Source organism: Thalassotalea agarivorans, from assembly GCF_030295955.1.
Taxonomy (GTDB): domain Bacteria; phylum Pseudomonadota; class Gammaproteobacteria; order Enterobacterales; family Alteromonadaceae; genus Thalassotalea_D; species Thalassotalea_D agarivorans.
Window position 1 is genome coordinate 2,553,510 of the sequence record NZ_AP027363.1, and the last position, 19,945, is coordinate 2,573,454.

Below are 19,945 nucleotides of genomic sequence, written 5' to 3' on the forward strand. Positions count from 1 at the left end.
TATTCTCTCATTTTAATTGTAAATTTGTGCTGGCAACCAGGTAATAAGTGCCGGCCAAATTGCGAGTACTCCCAATAGTATCAGTTGCATGATGATAAAGGGAATGACACCTTTGTATATAGCGGAGGTGGCAACTGTTTTAGGGGCCACACCTCTTAAATAAAAGAGTGCAAAGCCAAAGGGAGGTGTCAAAAAGGAGGTTTGCAAATTAATCGCTATCATGATGCCTAACCAAATAGGATCTAGCCCCATCGCCAATAAGACGGGGGCAACAATAGGCACAACGACGAAGGTTATTTCGATAAAATCGAGGATAAAACCTAATAAGAAAATGACTAACATTACAATTAGCGTTGCACCAATAACCCCACCTGGCATTTGCTCAAACACACTTTGTACAAGCTCTTCTCCACCAAAGCCTCTAAATACTAAACTAAATAGGCTGGCACCAATCAGGATCAAAAAGACCATGGAGGTAATTTTTAGCGTGCTGTCCATCACGGCTTTAAGGTTTATTTTACTCAATTGGCGTTGCCAAGCTGCAAGCAACGTGGCACCCATAGCGCCAACACCTGCAGCTTCCGTTGGTGTAGCAAAACCCAGTAATATCGAACCAAGTACAGCAAAAATAAGTAACAATGGTGGAACAAGTGCCGAAAGTGTTTGCTTAAGTAAAGAAGTGGTTATGTCTGATTGCGCGTCCTGCGCTGACGCAGCTGGTGCAAAATCAGGTTTAATTTTCGCGAGGAAAAAGCTGTAAGCTATATACATCAGCACTAAAATCATGCCCGGTACCACGGCACCAGCAAATAAGTCACCTACAGAAACCGTTTCAGGGTTAAAGATCCCCATCGACAGTTGGGCTTTTTGATAGGCACTACTTAAAACGTCGCCCAACAACACAAGTGCAATCGATGGCGGAATGATCTGGCCTAAGGTTCCAGTTGCGCAAATAATCCCTGTTGAAAAACTGGTGTTATATCCACGTTTAAGCATTGTTGGTAGTGACAATAGCCCCATGGTTACGACCGTCGCACCGACAATCCCCGTACTGGCGGCAAGCAGCATACCAACAAAGGTAACAGCGATGGCTAACCCGCCTGGAAATCTGCCGAAGAGTATAGACATAGTGGTCAATAAATTCTCGGCAATTTTAGCGCGCTCTAACATCGCTCCCATAAACACAAAGAGCGGCACGGCAAGCAATGTTTGATTATTAACAACACCAAATAAACGACTCGGAAAGGCGTTAAGAAAAGCGGGCTCAAAATACCCGGTAGCAATACCGGCGCCAGCAAAAATCAGCGCAGTTCCCGCTAAAGATAAAGCTACGGGGTAACCTAGTAGTAGCACAAAGCAAACGACTACAAACATTAAAATGGCGATATATTCCATGTTATGCCTCCTTTGCTTTTACAAGTATTAATGTGTTCTTACCTAACTCACTTAAGCCTTGTAGCGCCAGGGCAAAAGCAAACAGCAACAGGTAAGATTTACTCAAATAAACAAAAGGCAAACCGCCGGCTTCGCCAGATTTTTCCATGATGCGCCAAGCGCTCGCTACGTAGTCAAAGCTGATCGTGAACACAAACACACAAAACGGTAACAACAGAAAAAGTGTGCCGAGTAAATTTACCCAGGCTTTACCTTTATCTGAAAAGCGTTGATAAAAGATATCGACACGCACGTGACCATCTTCTTTAAGCGTGTATGCCGCGCCTAGCAAAAACACCAAACCATGGAAATAAAGAACAGATTCCTGCATTGCTATCCAGCCTAAATTAAAGCCATAACGCAAGACAACAATCAAAAAGGTAATAACCACCATCAGCAGCGTAAACCAAGCGATTACTCTGCCAGTAAGTTGAGAAAAGCGATCTAGGAAATGCACTAGCGCTGTAATGATGTTCATGAAAAATTCCGACAAGTGCTGCGGCGAGCTAGCGTCTCGGGGCAGCTTATTTTTTGTTATAGTCGGGAGATAATAGCGCTAATCTGGGGTAAGAGTAAACCATGCTTTTAGCATAGATTATTACCGTTATTTTTTACTACCACCCATACACTTAGGCGACAATGGTGTATTAGCTTGATAGTGGTCTACCCACTCTTTTTGAGTATAAGTATGTAAGGCAAGTGCATGTATTTTTTCGGCAAGCTCTTCTTTTAATACCGCATTAACCAAACGATGACGTTTAATCAATCGTTCGCCTTCAAAGGCTTTCGCAACAATAATCACTTTAAAATGAGATTCACTGCCTGGCGCAACGTTATGCATATGGCTCTCATTGACTACATCTAATTGATAAGGCTCAAATGCGGTTAAAAGTTTTTCTACAATGGTGTTTTCTACTGTCATGGAATATTCACTAGCGATAATATACGCAACTATTTTACGAAATACTGGCTAAGCTTCACAACAGAATTTTTCGAAAAGTTAGGTTAATGCGTTCACTCATTGCCTTGGCGGTTCTTGGTAATGCATGTACATAATTATGCTGAGTTTCACCTGACATCACTAATAAAGAACCGGGCGCTAACGCGAGCTTAGTTAACTGCTTTGTGCGCTTGTGCTTTAAATGAAACACGCGCTCAGCCCCCAAAGATAGAGATGCAATCACAGGATTTGTTCCCAGCTCCTTTTCATCATCACTATGCCAGCCCACGGTATCTTTCTGATTTCTGTATAAGTTTGCCAACACAGCATTAAAAGATGCCGAAGTTTCACGTTCTATGGTTTGTTTAATGCTCAACAACATAGGGTGCCAAGGGCGAGGCCACATCGTTAGTCCAGAATATTGATACTGCGTCCCCTCATCACCATACCAAGCTTGTAATCGAGGAATAGCAACCGATTTACCATACACAGTTATATTGTCTTGCTGCCAAGCAAGTTCTTGATAGAGCGTGTTGTATGCTTCAAAAGCAAATCGCTGACTTAAAAACTGCGGATAATAATCGACAGTAGCATCTTCTAACTTTACTGATATTTTTTGCATATAACCTTGTACGATTGGATCTGAAAAAATGTCCAATGCTCCAATATAAATGTATTTGCAAGCCCTAGCTTGCCACTGACTTTTTTGAGAAAATAGAGCCCAACCCTGTTTAACTAGTTCAGCTTATGCAAAGTCCTTTTGTTGTCAACGAGCAACCACTGATACTTCATCGCTTTCCCATTGCGCAAGTCAATAGAAGCTTGCAAGCTTGGGATTCAGCAGATGAGTATATATTGCAACATCTAATGCAACATGATCTGCTAAATCAGCCACGCCGATTTTTAATTTTTAACGACAGCTTTGGTGCGTTAACGTGCAATTTAACAGGCCATAACGTAACAGCCATTAATGACTCTTATGTTAGCCAACAAGGTATACGCTACAACTTGGACGAAAACTTTTTACCGTCAGAGAATATTACCCTACTGGACAGTTTGCATGAGTTACCTGAGCAAGTTGACATTATTTTGTTTAAGTTACCGAAAAGTAAAGCGCTACTTACCCATCAACTAGCCGCTGTTCGCAAGCAATATAGTAATAATGTTGTGTTTATTGCCGCAGGCAAAGCAAAGGAAATACACACTTCAACATTGGCACTTTTTGAAAAGTATATTGGCGACACAAAAACCTCGCTAGCCGTAAAAAAATCGCGTTTAATCTTCAGTGAAATAAACACAGAGCCTGCGCTTCCCATGCCAGCGAATAAAACTTGGCCATTGGAAAACGGTGCGTTTACTATTCACAATCTTGCTAACGTTTTTGCCCGCGATAAGCTCGATATTGGTGCCCGTTTCTTTTTGCAACATTTACCTGAGCTAAAAGACGGACAGCAAATTATCGATTTGGGCTGTGGTAATGGCGTGATTGGGCTCAGTGCACTTGCCAAAAAATCTGTCACTGTTACCTTTACCGATGAATCCTATATGGCAATCGCATCTGCAAGAACCAATGTTGAAAAAAACCTGCCTGAAAAATTAGATAATGCGAACTTTTTGGTCAACGACTGTCTGACAGATATCGCCGACGCAAGTGCTGATGTGGTGCTGTGCAATCCACCTTTCCATCAACAACAAGCGACTACCGATCATATTGCATGGCAAATGTTCAAACAAAGCTTTGCCGTATTGAAACCTGGCGGCGAGTTACGTATTGTGGGCAATCGACAATTAGGTTACCACGTTAAATTAAAACGACTTTTTGGCAATGCTACATTAATCGCTAGTGATAAAAAATTTGTAGTGCTGTCGGCAATAAAACAACATAACAACTAAATGTAAGGCTTACATATGAAAAAGACTTTAGTTCTACTTGCAGCTGCCCTGCTTGCCGCTTGTGCTACACCCGTTAAACATGTCATTGTGGCGCCACTGATGATGTACACACCAAGCAAAGTGTATTTAAACAAAGAAGCAAGTCTGACGGTGTCAGATGCACGTGCCTCAAAAAATGTACTTACCATCAACAAAAAAGATCAAGCCACTTATTTAGGTAGTCAAGAAGCACTAGATACCATTGTAGAAAGAGAGCTACGCATAGGTTTGTCAAAAAAAGGATTAACCTTAAACGGTGGCGCAAACAACAGCATCAACGTGGAGATTAAACAAGCTGACACTGTGGTTGAGCAGACCATGACCGATTATGTTGCGAAAAACGAGTTCAACTTTTTAGTCACTGTTAAAAGCGGCGAAAAAACGTTAACCAAAACCTTTAAAATAAACGGCGAGAATAACGGTGTACTTAACGCTGATGTCGCTGTTATGGAAAGAGACTACAATCAAAACTTAGGCAAAATTATCGCGCGTATTTTACAAAGCGCGGAAATTCAGCAAGCTATCAAGTAAATTTAAGTTATGAAAAATATCATCTTCATTGCATGCCTGGTATTAACAGCATTTAGCGCTAGTGCCACGCAAAAGAAAAATTTGGCTATCGACCCAGACAATTTATACCCGCAAGTAAAAATTGAAACGTCGATGGGTACCATGATTGTTGAACTCGATAGAGTGCGGGCACCTATTACTGTCGACAACTTTCTCACCTATGTTGTTCAAGGTGAGTACAACGGTACGATTTTTCATCGTGTCGAAGCTGACTTTGTGGTGCAAGGTGGTGGCTTTACCAAAGACTACATGGTGAAAAGAGATAAAGGCAACATTTTCAATGAGTCAGGTAATGGTCTAAAAAACACCTTTGGCACCATTGCCATGGCACGAGAAAGTGCGCCGCATTCAGCTAATCGCCAGTTTTTCTTCAACCTTGGAGATAACAAAAGTTTAGATCCTGGCAGACGCTGGGGCTACGCTGTATTTGGCATGATAGTCGAAGGTGACGAAGTGCTTGAAAAAATGGCACAAGTGAAAACTGATTACAATGATTATGTCGGTTGGGAAAACGTCCCTATTGAGCCTATCGTCATAACTAAAGTGACGCTACTAAGAGCACAGTAAGATAAGCGAGCCATGGCTCGCTTTTTTGTGTCAGCTAATTACTGATAAAAGACCCACACTATTTCTATTTTTCTTTTCCTAGATTTCAAACATTTGTACAAAATATTACAAGTTTTTTAAGTTTTGACTTTGACAATTTCACGCTTATAAACCATAACTATTTAGTGGATATTATAAAGATAAATTTGCGCACCTAAATAGCTTCCTTTTAGGGGTAATTGGTCAAGAAAAATGAATAATTTTCAATATATTAGGTCTTCTGGCTTAAGGGACTTTTGTGGAGAAAAAATGGTTGTTGAACAATTTATAAATGAAAAGATTCAACAAATTCACCACTATATTTCAGCGGTAATTTTGCATCAAATACATTATACCGAATTAGACAAATTTGTGACTGACACCATGGAAGAGTGGACGTTTTTTCAAGTAGCCGACGACATGCCAAGTAACGCTAGAGAGCGTGTATTTTGGCATGTTATTCACGAAATTATGCTAAATGGCGCTCAATCGCTTGATACCAATTTGTATTTTAAAAGTGAGATAACAACTTGCTTGGACTTTTTTCAAGGTACAGGAAGCTACCCCATCGATTGTGTTGGCTGGCGACCGGTTTAAGTTCACCATTTAAAATAAAAATAATTACTTCGATGTCAGGCAACGATCTGTTAGTCTGACAATCGTCTCTTCGCATTTTGGCAAATAGTGTTTGCATGACCGAATCCACTTCTTTTAGATCTGCCCTGTTATATTTCAAAGATAAACGTCTCGTTACCATATTTTGTTTTGGTCTCGCTAGTGGTTTCCCATGGATCATGATTGGTTCCGCCATGACGGCATGGTTGTCTGATGCTGGGTTAACACGTACTTCTATCGGATTGTTTGGTCTTATTTTTGGCGCATACAGCTTCAATTTTATGTGGTCGCCATTGGTCGATAGGCTCAAAGTTCCCTACCTTTGTAAGGCGTTAGGACAGCGTCGGGGATGGATTTTTGCCATGCAACTCATCATAGTATTAAGTTGTTTGGCGATCACGCAAATAGAAGTGGAAATAGGTCTAGCAACCCTCGCATTATGCGGACTCATTATCGCCATTAGCGGCGCTACACAAGACATTGCTATTGATGCTTATCGTATTGATATTTTATATGACAAAGACAAAAACTATTTGGCCGCGGGTTCTGCGATGGCTACTTCCGGTTGGTGGACAGGTTACGCCGGTTTAGGCAGCATACCGTTTATTTTGGCCGATAACCCAAATTGGCAGTGGCAGGAAATTTATTACGTGCTAGCACTAATAATGTTAGTGGTATCAATAGCAACATTTTTCGCCAAAGAGCCGGTTAATAATCGCGCGCAAACACAAGCGAACATTCAACAACAATATCAGTTCGCTTTAGTGCAACATGACAAAAAGCCTGCATTAATGTTATTACCCTTAATGCTGATTTTTACCGCTATAGTATTGGCTTTTGTCGATGTAGGGCAACACATCATATCTAACAACCAACAAATCCTATTAACAAGTATTGTCGCCGTAGCAGGTTTAGTGTGGCTGGCAAGGCTACTCTATCAGCTGCAAGTCAACATTCATCAATTGCCTCAAGTGCAGTACACCGAGCAAAGCCCTACTTCAGTAAAAATTGCCGCGTGGGTGTTATCGACACTAGTCGCGCCACTGCAGGAATTCTTTCAACGTAATGGCGTGAAACTGTCTTTGTCATTGCTCGCTTTTATCTTTCTGTTTAAGTTGGGCGAGGCTTATTTAGGCCGCATGTCTATCGTGTTTTATAAAGAAGTTGGCTTTTCAAACAGTGATATTGCCTATTATTCAAAGCTTATCAATTGGGCAGTTACCATCGTCTTTTCTCTGATTGGCAGTATCTTCACCATTCGATTTGGTATTCTTAAAGGCTTGTTTATTGGCGGTATTGCTATGGCCAGTAGTAACTTGCTGTTTGCTGTGATCGCGTTAGTAGGACCAAACAAAGGTCTATTTGCATTTACCGTGATTGTCGATGGCTTTACCTCTGCTTGGGGATCGGTGGCATTTGTCGCACTACTGAGTGTGTTATGCAATAAAACCTTTACTGCATCACAGTATGCTTTAATGGCCTCTTTGGGCACATTAGCAAGGGTTTTATTAGGTTCCTATTCCGGCATATTAGTTGACGCATTGAACGGAAACTGGGCGTTGTTTTTTGTGTTAACCGCATTGATGGTCATTCCCAGTTTACTGTTCTTGTATGCGATACGAAAACCGATAAATCGACTGATTGAATCAAACAGCGAATAAACATTTCTATGCTTTACCGATCCCGTATTGGTATTCGTAGATTATTGTTTTATTATGAATTCATGATTGAATATAAAACAAACAAGAACAGCCGTATATTATGATCAGATTGTTTTTTCTTTTGCCTATTTTCATGTGCCTTGTTTGGTACCTCTACATAAAACAGAAAGGATTTTCGATAAAACAATGCTGGCGCGGGTTTGCCTATATCCTCGCGTTTAACCTGATCATTTTTGGCTTCTTCGTTGTTATGCTTTATGTAACGAATTAACACGTTTATTGGCAGTTTGGTGTTATTAGTCGTATCGCTCTTTCAAAAAAACACCACAAGCTTACTAGCAAAGCTTGCACTTTTATTCGCGTTGCTTTTAATCTCCCCCCTTGCAAGTGCAGATGATGATGACGAAAACATTGTCGTTGAATTGCCAGAAGATCTGCCTGATCCGATCGCTGACAATATCATGGCGCACTTAGGCGAGCTGCCTACTACCCCTGAGGCGAGAACGAATTTTATCTTCTCCGCTGAAGGGCACGCAGAGAATGCATTACGAGCGCTTGGTTATTATCGCTCGGCAATCGATACTAAAATTACCAAAGATAAAGAAGATGATGAGTGGACGCTGACCTTTTTTATCGTGCTCAATCAACCAACTGTGATTAACCAAATCAATATCGAGCTAGTGGGTGAAGCAAAGCAGGATCCCGCCTTTACAAAATTACTGACAGAATTACCAGTAAAAGAAGGTGACACACTTAATCACGGCTTATATGAACAAATAAAGTCTAAGCTAACCTCATTGGCGCTAGAACATGGTTATTTTGATGCTAAATTTGAAAAAACCGATCTCGCTATAATCGACACCTTTATTTATGCCGACATTAATATTATTTTTAATGCCGGCAATCGATATTATTTTGGTGAAACATTTATTCAACCTTTTGATATCGAGCCTTGGTTATTGGAAAGCCTGATCCCTTACGAAGTTGGCGAACCATATACCACACAGCAGTTGTTTAGATTTCAAAATAACCTGCAACAAACACGCTACTTTAACAACACAATGGTTGTGCCCGATAAAGCCAATGCACAAGATTACCAGTTGCCGATAAATGTCGATTTACTCAAAAACAAGGTGCACTACTTTGATGTCGGTTTCGGTTGGTCTACCGATACTGAATATCGCGTATCAACGGGTTGGCGTACGCCACTGGTCAACCGATATGGTCACAGCCAAGAAACAAAAATTGAGTACTCTCAAGTTAACCCTACGGGACGATTTACCTATCGCATTCCTTGGACACATCCATTAAACGATATTATTCAGTTCCAAGTATTACTGGAAGATGATGAATACGGTGACTTAGAAGGTAAATCATTTGAAGTAAAGCTGAGTAACATTCGCAAGTTTGGCGCGTGGAATGCTCAAATTTACTTACGTTTTCTTAAAGAACTATGGAAGTTTAATGAAGAAGAAATCGATCTGGGTGAATATAGAGTTAACACCTTAAATGTGTGGGACGATCCAAGAGTCACCTTAAATGCCTACTATTTCTTTCCTGGTATTACCATAACGCGCGTAAAGCGTGAAGGTAATCCGTTAGACCCTTCTTGGGGCTACTTACAGTATTACAATATTGAAGGTGCCAGCGACAAGGCAGCCAGCGAGTTAACGGTTTTTCGTGCCATCGCTAAATGGAAATTAATTGTAACCCCAATATCACGTCATCGATTTGTATTCCGTCTGGAAGCAGGTGCTAACTACTTACCCAGTGATCCCAAAACATTTCTGGCACCAAGTTTGAGGTTTTATGTGGGTGGCGATCAAAGTTTGCGTGGCTTTGATTATCAATCGCAAGGACCTTCGTTGGAATTGCCAACACCAGATGGCGGCACACAAACTGCGGTTGTTGGTGGTAAATATATGTTAGTGGGTAGCGCCGAGTATCAATACTATTTTACCGAAAAATTTAGAACTGCATTGTTTACCGATATTGGTAATGCTATGGATACCATAGAAATAAATCCACTATATTCGGTAGGTACAGGCTTACACTACATATCGCCGATCGGGGCAATCAGGTTAGACTTTGGTTATTCCATCAGTGAAGAAGATCCTGATTGGAAGATTCATTTTAGTTTTGGAGCAGAGCTATAATGATCAAGCGCATCTTAAAAATACTGCTAGCCATATTCCTATTTTTGATCCTATTCATTCTCTTTTTAGTGGGTACCTCTTGGGGCGCACAATTAACCGTATGGGCAGTAAATAAAATAGAGTTTATCGATATTGAATACCAAGATGGTGCTCTACTCAACAAGGCTCAGTTCAAATATATTCGTATCGACTTACCCAGCTTCAAACTAGATGTTGAGTCTTTTACTTTAGATCTGAAACTAAATTGCCTATTAAGAAAGACCGTGTGTGTTGAAGAACTTTCGGCAAAAAGTATCAATGTCGACTTGCCTTATATTCCACCGCCAGAGGAAATCGAAACACCAGTGGTGGAAGAAGAAGTTACTGTACAGAACCAACTGTTTTCGCTACCCGTTGGCGCCGACGTAAAATTGCTTTCAGTTGATGAATTTACCTTAACTATGGATGGCTTAGCGGTGCGCGTAGATGCGTTTAAGACGGCCGCAAAAGCAAAGGGCACACTTGTTCAAATTCTACCTACAACAGTGAATAATGTTGACGTTACTTTGCTCGAAAGCAAAGCACCACCTGCACCACCAAGCGATGAATGGGCAATGGCTAACTTGCCTGAGGTTTATATTCCAATAGAGTTACATGTCGCCTCTTTGGATGTATCTCAAACCAGAATTATGCAGCAGCAAAGTCAGTTTAATATTACTGATATACATACTGAAATTGCTATTGGCAAACATACTTTCGATATTAGTGAGTTATCACTAACTTACCCAGAATACGGCAACGTTAATTTAGCGGGCGATATCCACCTTATTGAGCACTACCCACTAAATATCGAACTTAACACCGAACTTCAGCGCTTCGAACCTTATCCTCAACTAGCCAACTCTAATCAAAATTTATTCGCAAATGGCGATTTTTCAGATCTTAAGGTGAAGTTAAGAAGTCATGGCAGTTTGGAATTAGACAGTGATATTCATGTTAACCTGACGGATGAAACACTCCCATTTGATGTTTCGTTAATAGCGAACAAAGTACCGCTTCCTGCGAACGTTACCGCACAAGTGCAACCAGCACGTATGACGCTTGATACCCAAGGAGATTTGTCGAAGCAATTAGCAAAACTCATGGTCGAGATAAAAGGTTATGGCTATCAGGACGCCATTGTTAACACCGATATCATTCATGATATGCAATCTTCAACTGTCACCTTGAACACATTGCATTTTTCAGACGCACATACCGGCTCAGACCTATCAACTACCGGCCAGTTGATTTACGGCGATATACTGCGTTGGCAACTTGATCTGATCAGTGAAAAACTCACCATGCCAGTGATGCCAGAAAGCCTACCACCGCTGCCCGTAACCGGTGAAGTTACAGCAAGCCTGCATACTGAAGGTTTTTTTGATACCTCTCAGGAAATAAAAGGTAAAGATGAACTAGGCAGTTGGCAAGTACTATTAAATAACACCAATGTATCAGGTGAGTTAAATGATATTCCAGTTTCACTTAAAGCCGATATCAGTATTGATAGTAGCCTGAGAATGCCTGCAAGTGTTATAGAAGTAGCGGCTAAAGAAACAAGGTTGAACCTGCAGGCGCAAAACGCCGGTAGTTGGGATATTAACGGCACATTGTCGAGCCCAAATATTAATGAATGGTATAGTGAAGCTACCGCAAAAGTGGATACTAATTTCACTATTAGCGGTGATAACTTTGCGCCAATTGTTTCGCTAAACACCTTAGTGACTGATGCCAATTATGAAGACTACGCGATAAAAGAAACACGCTTAATAGCAGAGTATGAGTTTGCAAAAAATCACGCCTTTGATGTTCAATTACAGAGTCCAGAAATTCATCTAGACACTTTCATAATTAGCGAATTTGACCACCATATTGTTGGCGATATTAGTAAGCAATCGCTTACTCTAAACTTTGCCGGAGACGCGACAGCAGATATCGCTTTAGACAACGAATTCGATCAGTCTAAAAACAGTTTAACCACTGTATTAAATACCGCAGATTTTGAATATGGTGAACTAACGCTTAACCTTGACCAAAGCGCGAAGTATCAAACTTCAATCAATAATAAAACGCTCACGATATCACCCCATTGCTGGCTAACCATTGGTACCTCTTTGTGTATTGATGAAACTTCAACGGTTGGGGAATCAGGTAATTTGTCTATTAAGCTTAACATCGATAGCCAACCTATTAACGAATTGGTATTCCCACCTGAAATGAAATTGCTGACCAAACTGTCGGGCGACATAGACGCCAATTGGCAGCCAAATAAACAACCGATTGTTGCTGCAGATTTAGACTTACAACCAGGCAAAATAACACTACTATCCAATGGAGAAACGCTGGAATTGATGACCTGGCACGATGGCTCAATAGACGTTACAAATGATGCGCAACAATTGGTTGCCAATGTCAGCCTTAACAGATCCGACACTGACGCTATCCTCGATTTTGCGACTCGCATTGATTACCAAAATCAAAATTCGTTAGATGGTCATTTGAAAATTAATCAATTTAGTATTCAACCGATACAGGAACTTGTCATTGAACTTGAAGCAATTGAAGGTTTCATTAACAGTAATATTGCCATATCAGGCACGACAGCGGCTCCCAAGTTAGACGGTTTCTTGGCGTTAGAGCAAGGCAACATCGACTTGCTACGAAGCCCCAACGATATAGAAAATGTTGAAGTAAGAGCAGACATAGATCATCAAAAAGCGGAAATAAATGGTCAGTTTTTCATTCTAGATAATAAAGGCACATTGACCTCTAAAATTGAATGGGTTGATAAATTCCATGCCTATGCGCATCTCACCACGGAAACATTAACATTTGCGTTTCCGCCAAGTTTGACGGCAGATGTAGCTACAGATATAGAAGTCGATTTCACACCTGAACTGCTCAGTATCAATGGTAAAGTGGAAGTGTTTGACGGCTTGTTTCAATTGCAAGATTTGCCACCTGGCAGTGTTGCCATTAGTGACGATGCAATTATTGTTGATGCGCAAGGTAATCAAATTGAAAAACGTTCGCGCTTAAACATTGAAAACAACCTTGAGGTTATCATTCGCGATAAATTTACTGTTAGAGGCCAAGGCTTCAATGGCAACCTCGGCGGTAAGTTACAAATGACGCAGCGTAAACAGCAACCAATGCAAATTTATGGTGTTATGGGGATCAAAAACGGCAAATATCAGGCCTATGGACAGCACTTGAATGTCGACAATGGACGCGTAACGTTTAATGGGCCACCAGCCAACCCACACGTTGATCTGACTGCAACTAGGAAAATTACATCGGACGATGTCACAGTAGGTATATCAATCACCGGCCTTGCCAATGCGTTACAGATCAATTTGTTTTCGACGCCGAGTATGCAACAAAACGAAATCTTGTCTTATTTAGTTAGAGGTCGTGGCTTAGATTCAGGCACGAACAATGCTGCGGCTATGGGCGCTGTGCTGGCTACAACCATTAATCGCGCACAAGGCGTGCAAGAAGCATTGCAAGAGGTACCGCTGTTGACTGACATACAGGTTGGCGCCGAAGTTGATGGTGACGATGCACAAGCTACTATTAGTGGTTATCTTGGCGAGCGAACATATCTTAAATACGGTATTGGCGTCATTGAACCAGTAAATGAAATAACGATTCGCTTTTATTTACTTTCAAGGCTTTGGTTAGAAACGGTATCAGGGCTCGAGGATTCTGCGGATATCTACTATTCATTCGAAACTGGGAATTTGTTTACAGAAGAAACCGCGCCTGAAGCGCCCTCAGCACAACAAGACCCGTAAATAAGGGTTAATCTAGCTGCCTGAGTTGGCTTTTAACAGCTTGGCGGACCTGCTCTACGTTAGTCAAAACACGCTCCACTGAATCTACCTGCGTTGCAACATTGGGCCAGTTTTCACCCCACACCTGTTTTAAAGCTCTTGCTTGTTGCTCCACTTGTGGCGAAATAAACACCGCTAAATCGGCAATCAACCCTACTTTCACCCATCCTTTTCGCGGGCTACCCTCAACGGTATTTTGATCGTAATGCGCAGCAAATACTATTTGCTCAAATTCAGCCAATTCATTAAGCACTGAAAAAGACGCCATACGAATATTATTATTATCTTCAGTAACCTCTAGCCGCCAGGTATTGTATGAAAAGCCTAAAAACGCAAACGCAAAACTTATGATCGCTGTAAACAAATAGATCCTGTTTTTTCGTTCCATTGTTGTCCTTGCTTAAAACAAACTCTATATTGAGTTTAGTCAAAAACCTAGCGAACAATGAGTTTTTGCACTAACAAACCTTACACTGTGATAAAACAACCAAACGCTAATCCGCTTAAAAACGCTAGACCGATAACGACAGTTAATACTATCGACAGTAACTGGTGGCGCCAATAAGTATTCTTTTTATAAACAGAGACTGCAATCATCACCAATTGCGCGGCGATAATAAATGGCGTGACTAAGTAAATCCAGATGACGCCAGCGCCATAAAACGATTCATAGTCCAGAGAGTTTGGCGACAAGGTGCAGAACAATAAATACGGTGTTGTTATTAATAAACAGATTACCGGATTAGCAAAAATCAACAGAAGCTCTTCAGTGTGACTGGCTGCTGTATGGTTATTATCAATTTTGCCCGGTCGCTGAAACATCAGAAGGCCTCTTGCAATTGAAAGGTCACCATTAATTTATCCCCTTTCTTAATCACGTCAATTTTGTTCCATACAGTTGTGCGGACGCTAACGTCATAATAGATCATACTAAATGAGCCTGTATTCGCCGATTTGACAGTAAAATCATAGACATCAAAGTCCCTTTGACCTTTAACAAACTCGTCGACATCTAATTTATCAATGTCTTTCAAATATTCTTTTTTTGTGAACTCAACGGTAATACCCATCGCCGAGTCGCCTAGTTCAGTTTTAATCACAAAGTTTTCTGCCAGCACATCAACTATATCTAGCGGTCGTTTGGTGTATATTTCAACGAACTCATGAGCAAAAGTTTCAATGTCTTTAATTACAAGATCTTTCGCCGAAGCGGCATGGCTTATGATGCCTAACAAACATCCTATTATTGGGGCAAAAAAGTGTTTCATCGCTATCCTTGTCTTACTGCAATATCCTATTTTATTCATACTTTTTAGTATCTTGCAAAAAAAAAGCCAACCTAAATAGGTTGGCTTCTAAAACTTAATTGAAAGGCATTATTCCCATTCAATTGTGGCAGGTGGTTTACCTGAAATATCGTATACCACACGAGAAATACCGTCGATTTCATTAATGATACGGTTTGAAACGTGCCCTAAGAAATCATAAGGTAAATGTGCCCAGTGAGCTGTCATAAAGTCGATAGTTTCAACAGCTCTTAAACTAACAACCCAATCATATTTTCTGCCATCACCCATAACGCCAACAGAGCGCACAGGTAGGAACACTGTAAATGCTTGGCTTACTTTGTTATACAAGTCTGCCTTGTGTAATTCTTCAATGAAAATTGCATCAGCACGGCGTAATAAGTCACAGTACTCTTTCTTGATTTCGCCCAACACGCGAACGCCTAAACCTGGCCCTGGGAAAGGATGGCGATACAACATGTCGTATGGCAAACCTAACTCTAAACCAATCTTACGTACTTCATCTTTAAACAACTCACGTAACGGTTCAACCAAGCCAAGTTCCATGTCTTCAGGTAGGCCACCAACATTATGGTGAGACTTAATAACATGTGCTTTACCCGTTTTTGACGCGGCTGACTCTATAACGTCAGGGTAAATTGTACCCTGTGCTAACCATTTAGCGTTGCTTAGCTTTCCTGCTTCTTCGTCAAACACCTCAACGAAGACGTTACCGATAATCTTGCGTTTAGCTTCAGGGTCATTTTCACCTTTTAGGCGATCTAAAAATCTATCTTCGGCGTTTACGTGGACAATGTTTAAACCAAAATGGTCGCCAAACATATCCATTACTTGTTGCCCTTCATTCAAACGAAGCAAGCCGTTATCAACAAAAACGCAGGTTAACTTGTCACCAATGGCTCTGTGCAGCAACATAGCAACAACAGATGAATCGACACCACCAGATAAACCAAGCACAACCTCGTCTTGACCCACTTGCGCTTTGATTTTAGCAATCGCATCTTCAATGATAGAAGCAGATGTCCATAGTTTTTCACAACCACAAACATCAACAACAAAATGCTCTAAAATGCGCATCCCTTGTTTGGTATGAGTTACTTCAGGGTGAAACTGTACACCATAGAACTTGCGCTCTTCATCAGCCATAGCAGCATGGGCACAGCTAGGCGTTTGAGCAATTGTGGTAAAACTTTCTGGAATTGTCGCAACTTTGTCGCCATGACTCATCCAAACATCCAAACATGCATTACCTTGTTCGTTGATAGTATCTTCAATATGGTTGAATAATGCTGATGTTTTTAATACTTCAACAGAGGCATAACCAAACTCTTTGTGTTCAGAACTTTCTACGCTACCGCCTAATTGCTCAGCCATTGTTTGCATGCCGTAGCAAATACCCAATACAGGGATGCCTGCATTGAACACGTACTCTGGCGCACGAGGAGAGTTTGCTTCTGTTACACTTTCTGGACCACCGGCCAAAATAATGCCGGTTGGGTTAAATTCTTTAATTTGAGCTTCGGTAACATCCCATGCCCACAATTCACAATAAACACCAATTTCACGCACGCGTCGCGCGATTAACTGTGTGTATTGAGAACCAAAATCTAAAATTAAAATTCTAGAATCATGAATATCTTTGGTCATTGTAAACCTATATATTTGCGCTAAAACAAAGCCGCCAGCGTGTTGCTGGCGGCGTAATTTTTTATCCTAATCGGTAGTTAGGAGCTTCTTTGGTAATGGTCACGTCATGTACGTGCGACTCACCCATACCTGCTGAGGTTACGCGATTGAACATAGCTTTAGTATTCAGCTCTTCAATCGTTGCACAGCCAGTTAAACCCATACATGAACGTAAGCCGCCCATTTGCTGGTGAACAATGTTTGCAACAGGGCCTTTATAGGCAACACGTCCTTCAATACCTTCTGGTACAAGCTTGTCTGCTTCACCATCTGTTTTTTGGAAGTAGCGATCACTAGAGCCTTCTTTTTGTGCCATTGCACCTAAAGAACCCATACCACGGTATGATTTGTAATAACGGCCTTGGTATAACTCAACTTCGCCAGGAGACTCTTCAGTACCTGCAAGCATACTGCCTACCATCACACAATTTGCGCCAGCAACAAGGGCTTTTGCAATGTCGCCAGAAAAACGGATACCGCCATCGGCAATGACAGGAATACCCGTACCTTTCAACGCTTCAACAGCATTTGAAATAGCAGTAAGCTGCGGAACACCAACACCGGTAACAATACGTGTTGTACAAATAGAGCCTGGGCCTATTCCCACTTTAACCGCGTTTGCGCCAGCGTCTGCAAGTGCTTTTGCACCCTCACCTGTTGCCACATTACCAGCAACAATTTGAAGATCAGGGAATGCTTCACGGGTTGCTTTTACGCGATCAAGTACACCTTGAGAATGTCCGTGAGATGTATCAATAAGCAATACATCAACGCCTGCATCAACAAGCGCAGCGATACGCTCATCAGTACCTGCGCCTACACCAACGGCAGCACCTACACGTAAACGACCAAATTCGTCTTTACATGCATTTGGTTTCTTCTCTGCTTTTTTGTAGTCTTTAACGGTAATTAAGCCTTTCAGCTTAAAGGAATCGTCTGTCACCAATATTTTTTCAATACGGTGTACATGCATAAGATTTAAAATATCTTCTCTGCTCGCGCCTTCTTTCACCGTGACAAGCTTGTCTTTTGGCGTCATAAGTGCAGAAACAGGCTTTGATAAATCTGTTTCGAAGCGAAGATCTCGGCCAGTAATGATACCGGCTAAGTTATTGTCACTATCAACAACAGGAAAACCAGAAAAACCAAGGTCTTTGGCCAACTCTATTGTTTGAGCAATGGAATCGTCTGGATTCACTGTTACAGGATCTGCAACAATTCCACTTTCATATTTTTTAACTTGAGAGACATGACGCGCTTGTTCATCAATGGTCATGTTCTTGTGAATAAATCCGATGCCACCTTCTTGAGCCAAAGTAATAGCTAAACGTGCTTCAGTTACCGTATCCATAGAGGCGGATACCATAGGCACATTAAGGGCTATTTTCTCGGTTAATTGGGTGCGCAGGTCGGCAGTGTGGGGTAATACCTGTGAATGTGCAGGTACTAATAATACATCATCGAAGGTCAAAGCTTCTTGGGCTATACGTAGCATGGCAATATCTCACTGAACTTATATGGAGTGCTAATATTGCGGCAGCATTTTAATCTTTTTGGTCGGTCAGGTAAACCTAAATTAGCAAATAAATTGTAAATTATTGCAATTTGTTCAAAATTTACTGCTCAACTCGTTATAATAACGACAATTCTTGAAACAAAGCAGCACCATCCTTACAAAAATGACAACAAAAAATATATTAAAAGTAAGCCAATTAACGAAACAAGTTCGCTTTTTACTTGAATCTGAAATGAGAACAGTATGGCTAACTGGCGAAATATCGAATTTTGTCGCTGCAAGTTCAGGTCATTGGTATTTGTCGCTAAAAGACGAACGTTCACAAGTAAAGTGTGCAATGTTTCGTGGTAACAATATCAGAGCAAAAATTAAACCAAACAATGGTTTGCAGGTGTTGGTAAAAGCGCGGGTGTCCCTTTATGAACCTAGGGGTGATTTTCAGCTTATTATTGAGCAGATGGAAGATGCTGGTGCGGGCCTGCTACAGCAGCAATATGAAGCCTTAAAAAACAAATTGCATGCCGAAGGCTTATTCGACCTTTCTTACAAAAAAACATTACCTGAGCAAATAACCAAAGTGGGTATTGTGACATCGGCAACAGGCGCCGCTGTTAAAGATATTCTTACCGTATTAAATCGACGAGACGCATCGATTGAAGCGATTGTGTACCCCGTATTAGTACAAGGTGAACAAGCATCTCTAGATATTGCTAATACAATAGCCCTTGCAAATGCTAGGCAAGAAGTGGACGTATTAATTGTAGGACGCGGCGGCGGCTCTATCGAAGATTTATGGAGTTTTAATGAAGAACGCGTGGTAAGGGCAATTTTTGATAGCCACATACCTGTTATTAGCGCTGTAGGACATGAAACTGACACCACTCTCGCTGATTTTGTCGCCGATATGCGAGCGCCAACGCCAAGCGCTGCAGCGGAATTAGTGTCAAAGGATGTGCAGACTAAAATAGACAAACTTAACAAATTAAAACAACAATTAAGCTATAGCTATCAGCAAGTTTGTCATCGAAACAAGCAGCGTATCGCCTATTTGCAGCACCGACTAAGTCAAACGCACCCAGAGCAACAAATACTTCACAAAGCGCAGCGCATAGATGAACTCACTGCTAGATTGACCAGTGTTTCAAGCAAATTAACCTCTGTGCAATCACAATCTCAGCAGTATCTGCATAACCGTTTACTGGCTGTATCCCCTGAGCATAGCATTGTGCAGATGAAACAGACTTGTATTGATCTGTCTGAAAGAACGCAGCAAGCATTTAACTATTACTGGCAAAAAAAGACAGCTGATTTTGGACATTTAGCTGAGCAACTCCATATGGTTAGCCCACTAGCCACCATCGCAAGAGGTTATGGGGTTGTGCGAGATAATCAGCAAAACATCGTTAACAGCACATCTCAAGTGAGTAAAGGCGAGGAAATCGCCGTCCAATTAAAAGATGGTGAACTGTTCGCTCAAGTCACAGAAATAAAGCCCAAATAAAAAATTCACTATATTTGGGGTCAGAACATGTTCTGACCCCATTTGTTTATTCCATGTTATGGCCAAGTATGTCTTGATACGCAAGACCAAATCCTTCCCCCCCTACAAACTGCGTAACTCGCAAGCTGTCGCCCATTTCAGATGCATTGAACTTGGCAGTATCGCTTCGAACAAGCTCAACCATT

At 41.3% G+C, this 19,945-nt stretch carries 17 protein-coding genes; 8 read left to right on the forward strand and 9 right to left on the reverse strand.

The annotated features are described in order from the left end of the window. Window positions 1-12 precede the first annotated feature (12 nt). The 4 genes from QUD85_RS11670 to QUD85_RS11685 all read right to left on the reverse strand — a co-directional run bounded on the left by QUD85_RS11670 (window position 13) and on the right by QUD85_RS11685 (window position 2,996). Window positions 13-1,395 carry a TRAP transporter large permease gene (locus tag QUD85_RS11670; RefSeq protein WP_093326918.1) on the reverse strand — a complete coding sequence of 461 codons (1,383 nt, stop codon included), beginning with the start codon at window positions 1,393-1,395 and terminating at the stop codon, window positions 13-15. A 1-nt stretch (window position 1,396) separates the two neighbouring features. Further along, window positions 1,397-1,912, reverse strand: coding sequence for a TRAP transporter small permease subunit (locus QUD85_RS11675; RefSeq protein WP_093326917.1), 516 nt, complete (start codon window positions 1,910-1,912; stop codon window positions 1,397-1,399). A gap of 126 nt (window positions 1,913-2,038) precedes the next feature. Next, window positions 2,039-2,356 carry a BolA family protein gene (locus tag QUD85_RS11680; protein ID WP_093326915.1) on the reverse strand — a complete coding sequence of 106 codons (318 nt, stop codon included), beginning with the start codon at window positions 2,354-2,356 and terminating at the stop codon, window positions 2,039-2,041. A 55-nt stretch (window positions 2,357-2,411) separates the two neighbouring features. After that, window positions 2,412-2,996 carry an alpha-ketoglutarate-dependent dioxygenase AlkB family protein gene (locus QUD85_RS11685; protein ID WP_093327178.1) on the reverse strand — a complete coding sequence of 195 codons (585 nt, stop codon included), beginning with the start codon at window positions 2,994-2,996 and terminating at the stop codon, window positions 2,412-2,414. Between the two features lie 125 nt (window positions 2,997-3,121). Between QUD85_RS11685 and QUD85_RS11690 the strand changes: the two genes are divergently transcribed. The 7 genes from QUD85_RS11690 (at window position 3,122) to QUD85_RS11720 (ending at window position 13,711) form a co-directional block, all read left to right on the forward strand. Further along, on the forward strand, window positions 3,122-4,267 hold the full coding sequence (locus QUD85_RS11690; protein WP_093326914.1) for a methyltransferase: 1,146 nt from the start codon (window positions 3,122-3,124) through the stop codon (window positions 4,265-4,267). Window positions 4,268-4,282: 15 nt separating this feature from the next. Next, on the forward strand, window positions 4,283-4,837 hold the full coding sequence (locus tag QUD85_RS11695) for a YajG family lipoprotein (RefSeq protein WP_093326912.1): 555 nt from the start codon (window positions 4,283-4,285) through the stop codon (window positions 4,835-4,837). 9 nt (window positions 4,838-4,846) lie between these two features. Then, window positions 4,847-5,443, forward strand: coding sequence for a peptidylprolyl isomerase (locus tag QUD85_RS11700; RefSeq protein WP_093326911.1), 597 nt, complete (start codon window positions 4,847-4,849; stop codon window positions 5,441-5,443). Window positions 5,444-5,674: 231 nt separating this feature from the next. After that, entirely contained in the window at window positions 5,675-6,058 is a 384-nt protein-coding gene (locus QUD85_RS11705) for a hypothetical protein (RefSeq protein ID WP_245732032.1), read from the forward strand. A 95-nt stretch (window positions 6,059-6,153) separates the two neighbouring features. Beyond that, window positions 6,154-7,737: an AmpG family muropeptide MFS transporter gene (locus tag QUD85_RS11710; protein WP_093326908.1), complete on the forward strand. Its 1,584-nt coding sequence runs from the start codon at window positions 6,154-6,156 to the stop codon at window positions 7,735-7,737. 290 nt (window positions 7,738-8,027) lie between these two features. Beyond that, a complete protein-coding gene (locus QUD85_RS11715) occupies window positions 8,028-9,893 on the forward strand; it encodes an autotransporter assembly complex protein TamA (protein ID WP_093326906.1) in 1,866 nt (621 codons plus the stop codon). Continuing rightward, window positions 9,893-13,711, forward strand: a complete 3,819-nt coding sequence (locus QUD85_RS11720; protein WP_093326905.1) for a translocation/assembly module TamB domain-containing protein — start codon at window positions 9,893-9,895, stop codon at window positions 13,709-13,711. Before QUD85_RS11715 ends, QUD85_RS11720 begins: the two co-directional genes overlap by 1 nt. Before the next feature lie 7 nt (window positions 13,712-13,718). Here QUD85_RS11720 and QUD85_RS11725 read toward each other — a convergent pair whose 3' ends face one another. The 5 genes from QUD85_RS11725 to guaB all read right to left on the reverse strand — a co-directional run bounded on the left by QUD85_RS11725 (window position 13,719) and on the right by guaB (window position 18,238). After that, window positions 13,719-14,138: a hypothetical protein gene (locus QUD85_RS11725; protein WP_093326903.1), complete on the reverse strand. Its 420-nt coding sequence runs from the start codon at window positions 14,136-14,138 to the stop codon at window positions 13,719-13,721. A gap of 80 nt (window positions 14,139-14,218) precedes the next feature. Beyond that, window positions 14,219-14,572, reverse strand: coding sequence for a hypothetical protein (locus tag QUD85_RS11730; protein WP_093326902.1), 354 nt, complete (start codon window positions 14,570-14,572; stop codon window positions 14,219-14,221). After that, window positions 14,572-15,018 (reverse strand): hypothetical protein, encoded by a 447-nt coding sequence (locus QUD85_RS11735; RefSeq protein ID WP_093326900.1) that lies wholly within the window; start codon window positions 15,016-15,018, stop codon window positions 14,572-14,574. Before QUD85_RS11735 ends, QUD85_RS11730 begins: the two co-directional genes overlap by 1 nt. A 108-nt stretch (window positions 15,019-15,126) precedes the next feature. Then, window positions 15,127-16,704, reverse strand: a complete 1,578-nt coding sequence (gene guaA, locus QUD85_RS11740; RefSeq protein ID WP_093326899.1) for a glutamine-hydrolyzing GMP synthase — start codon at window positions 16,702-16,704, stop codon at window positions 15,127-15,129. 61 nt (window positions 16,705-16,765) lie between these two features. After that, entirely contained in the window at window positions 16,766-18,238 is a 1,473-nt protein-coding gene (gene guaB / locus QUD85_RS11745) for an IMP dehydrogenase (RefSeq protein ID WP_093326897.1), read from the reverse strand. Window positions 18,239-18,422: 184 nt separating this feature from the next. Here guaB and xseA point away from each other — a divergent pair, with 184 nt between their 5' ends. After that, window positions 18,423-19,760, forward strand: coding sequence for an exodeoxyribonuclease VII large subunit (xseA, locus tag QUD85_RS11750; protein ID WP_093326895.1), 1,338 nt, complete (start codon window positions 18,423-18,425; stop codon window positions 19,758-19,760). Window positions 19,761-19,945: the final 185 nt, after the last annotated feature.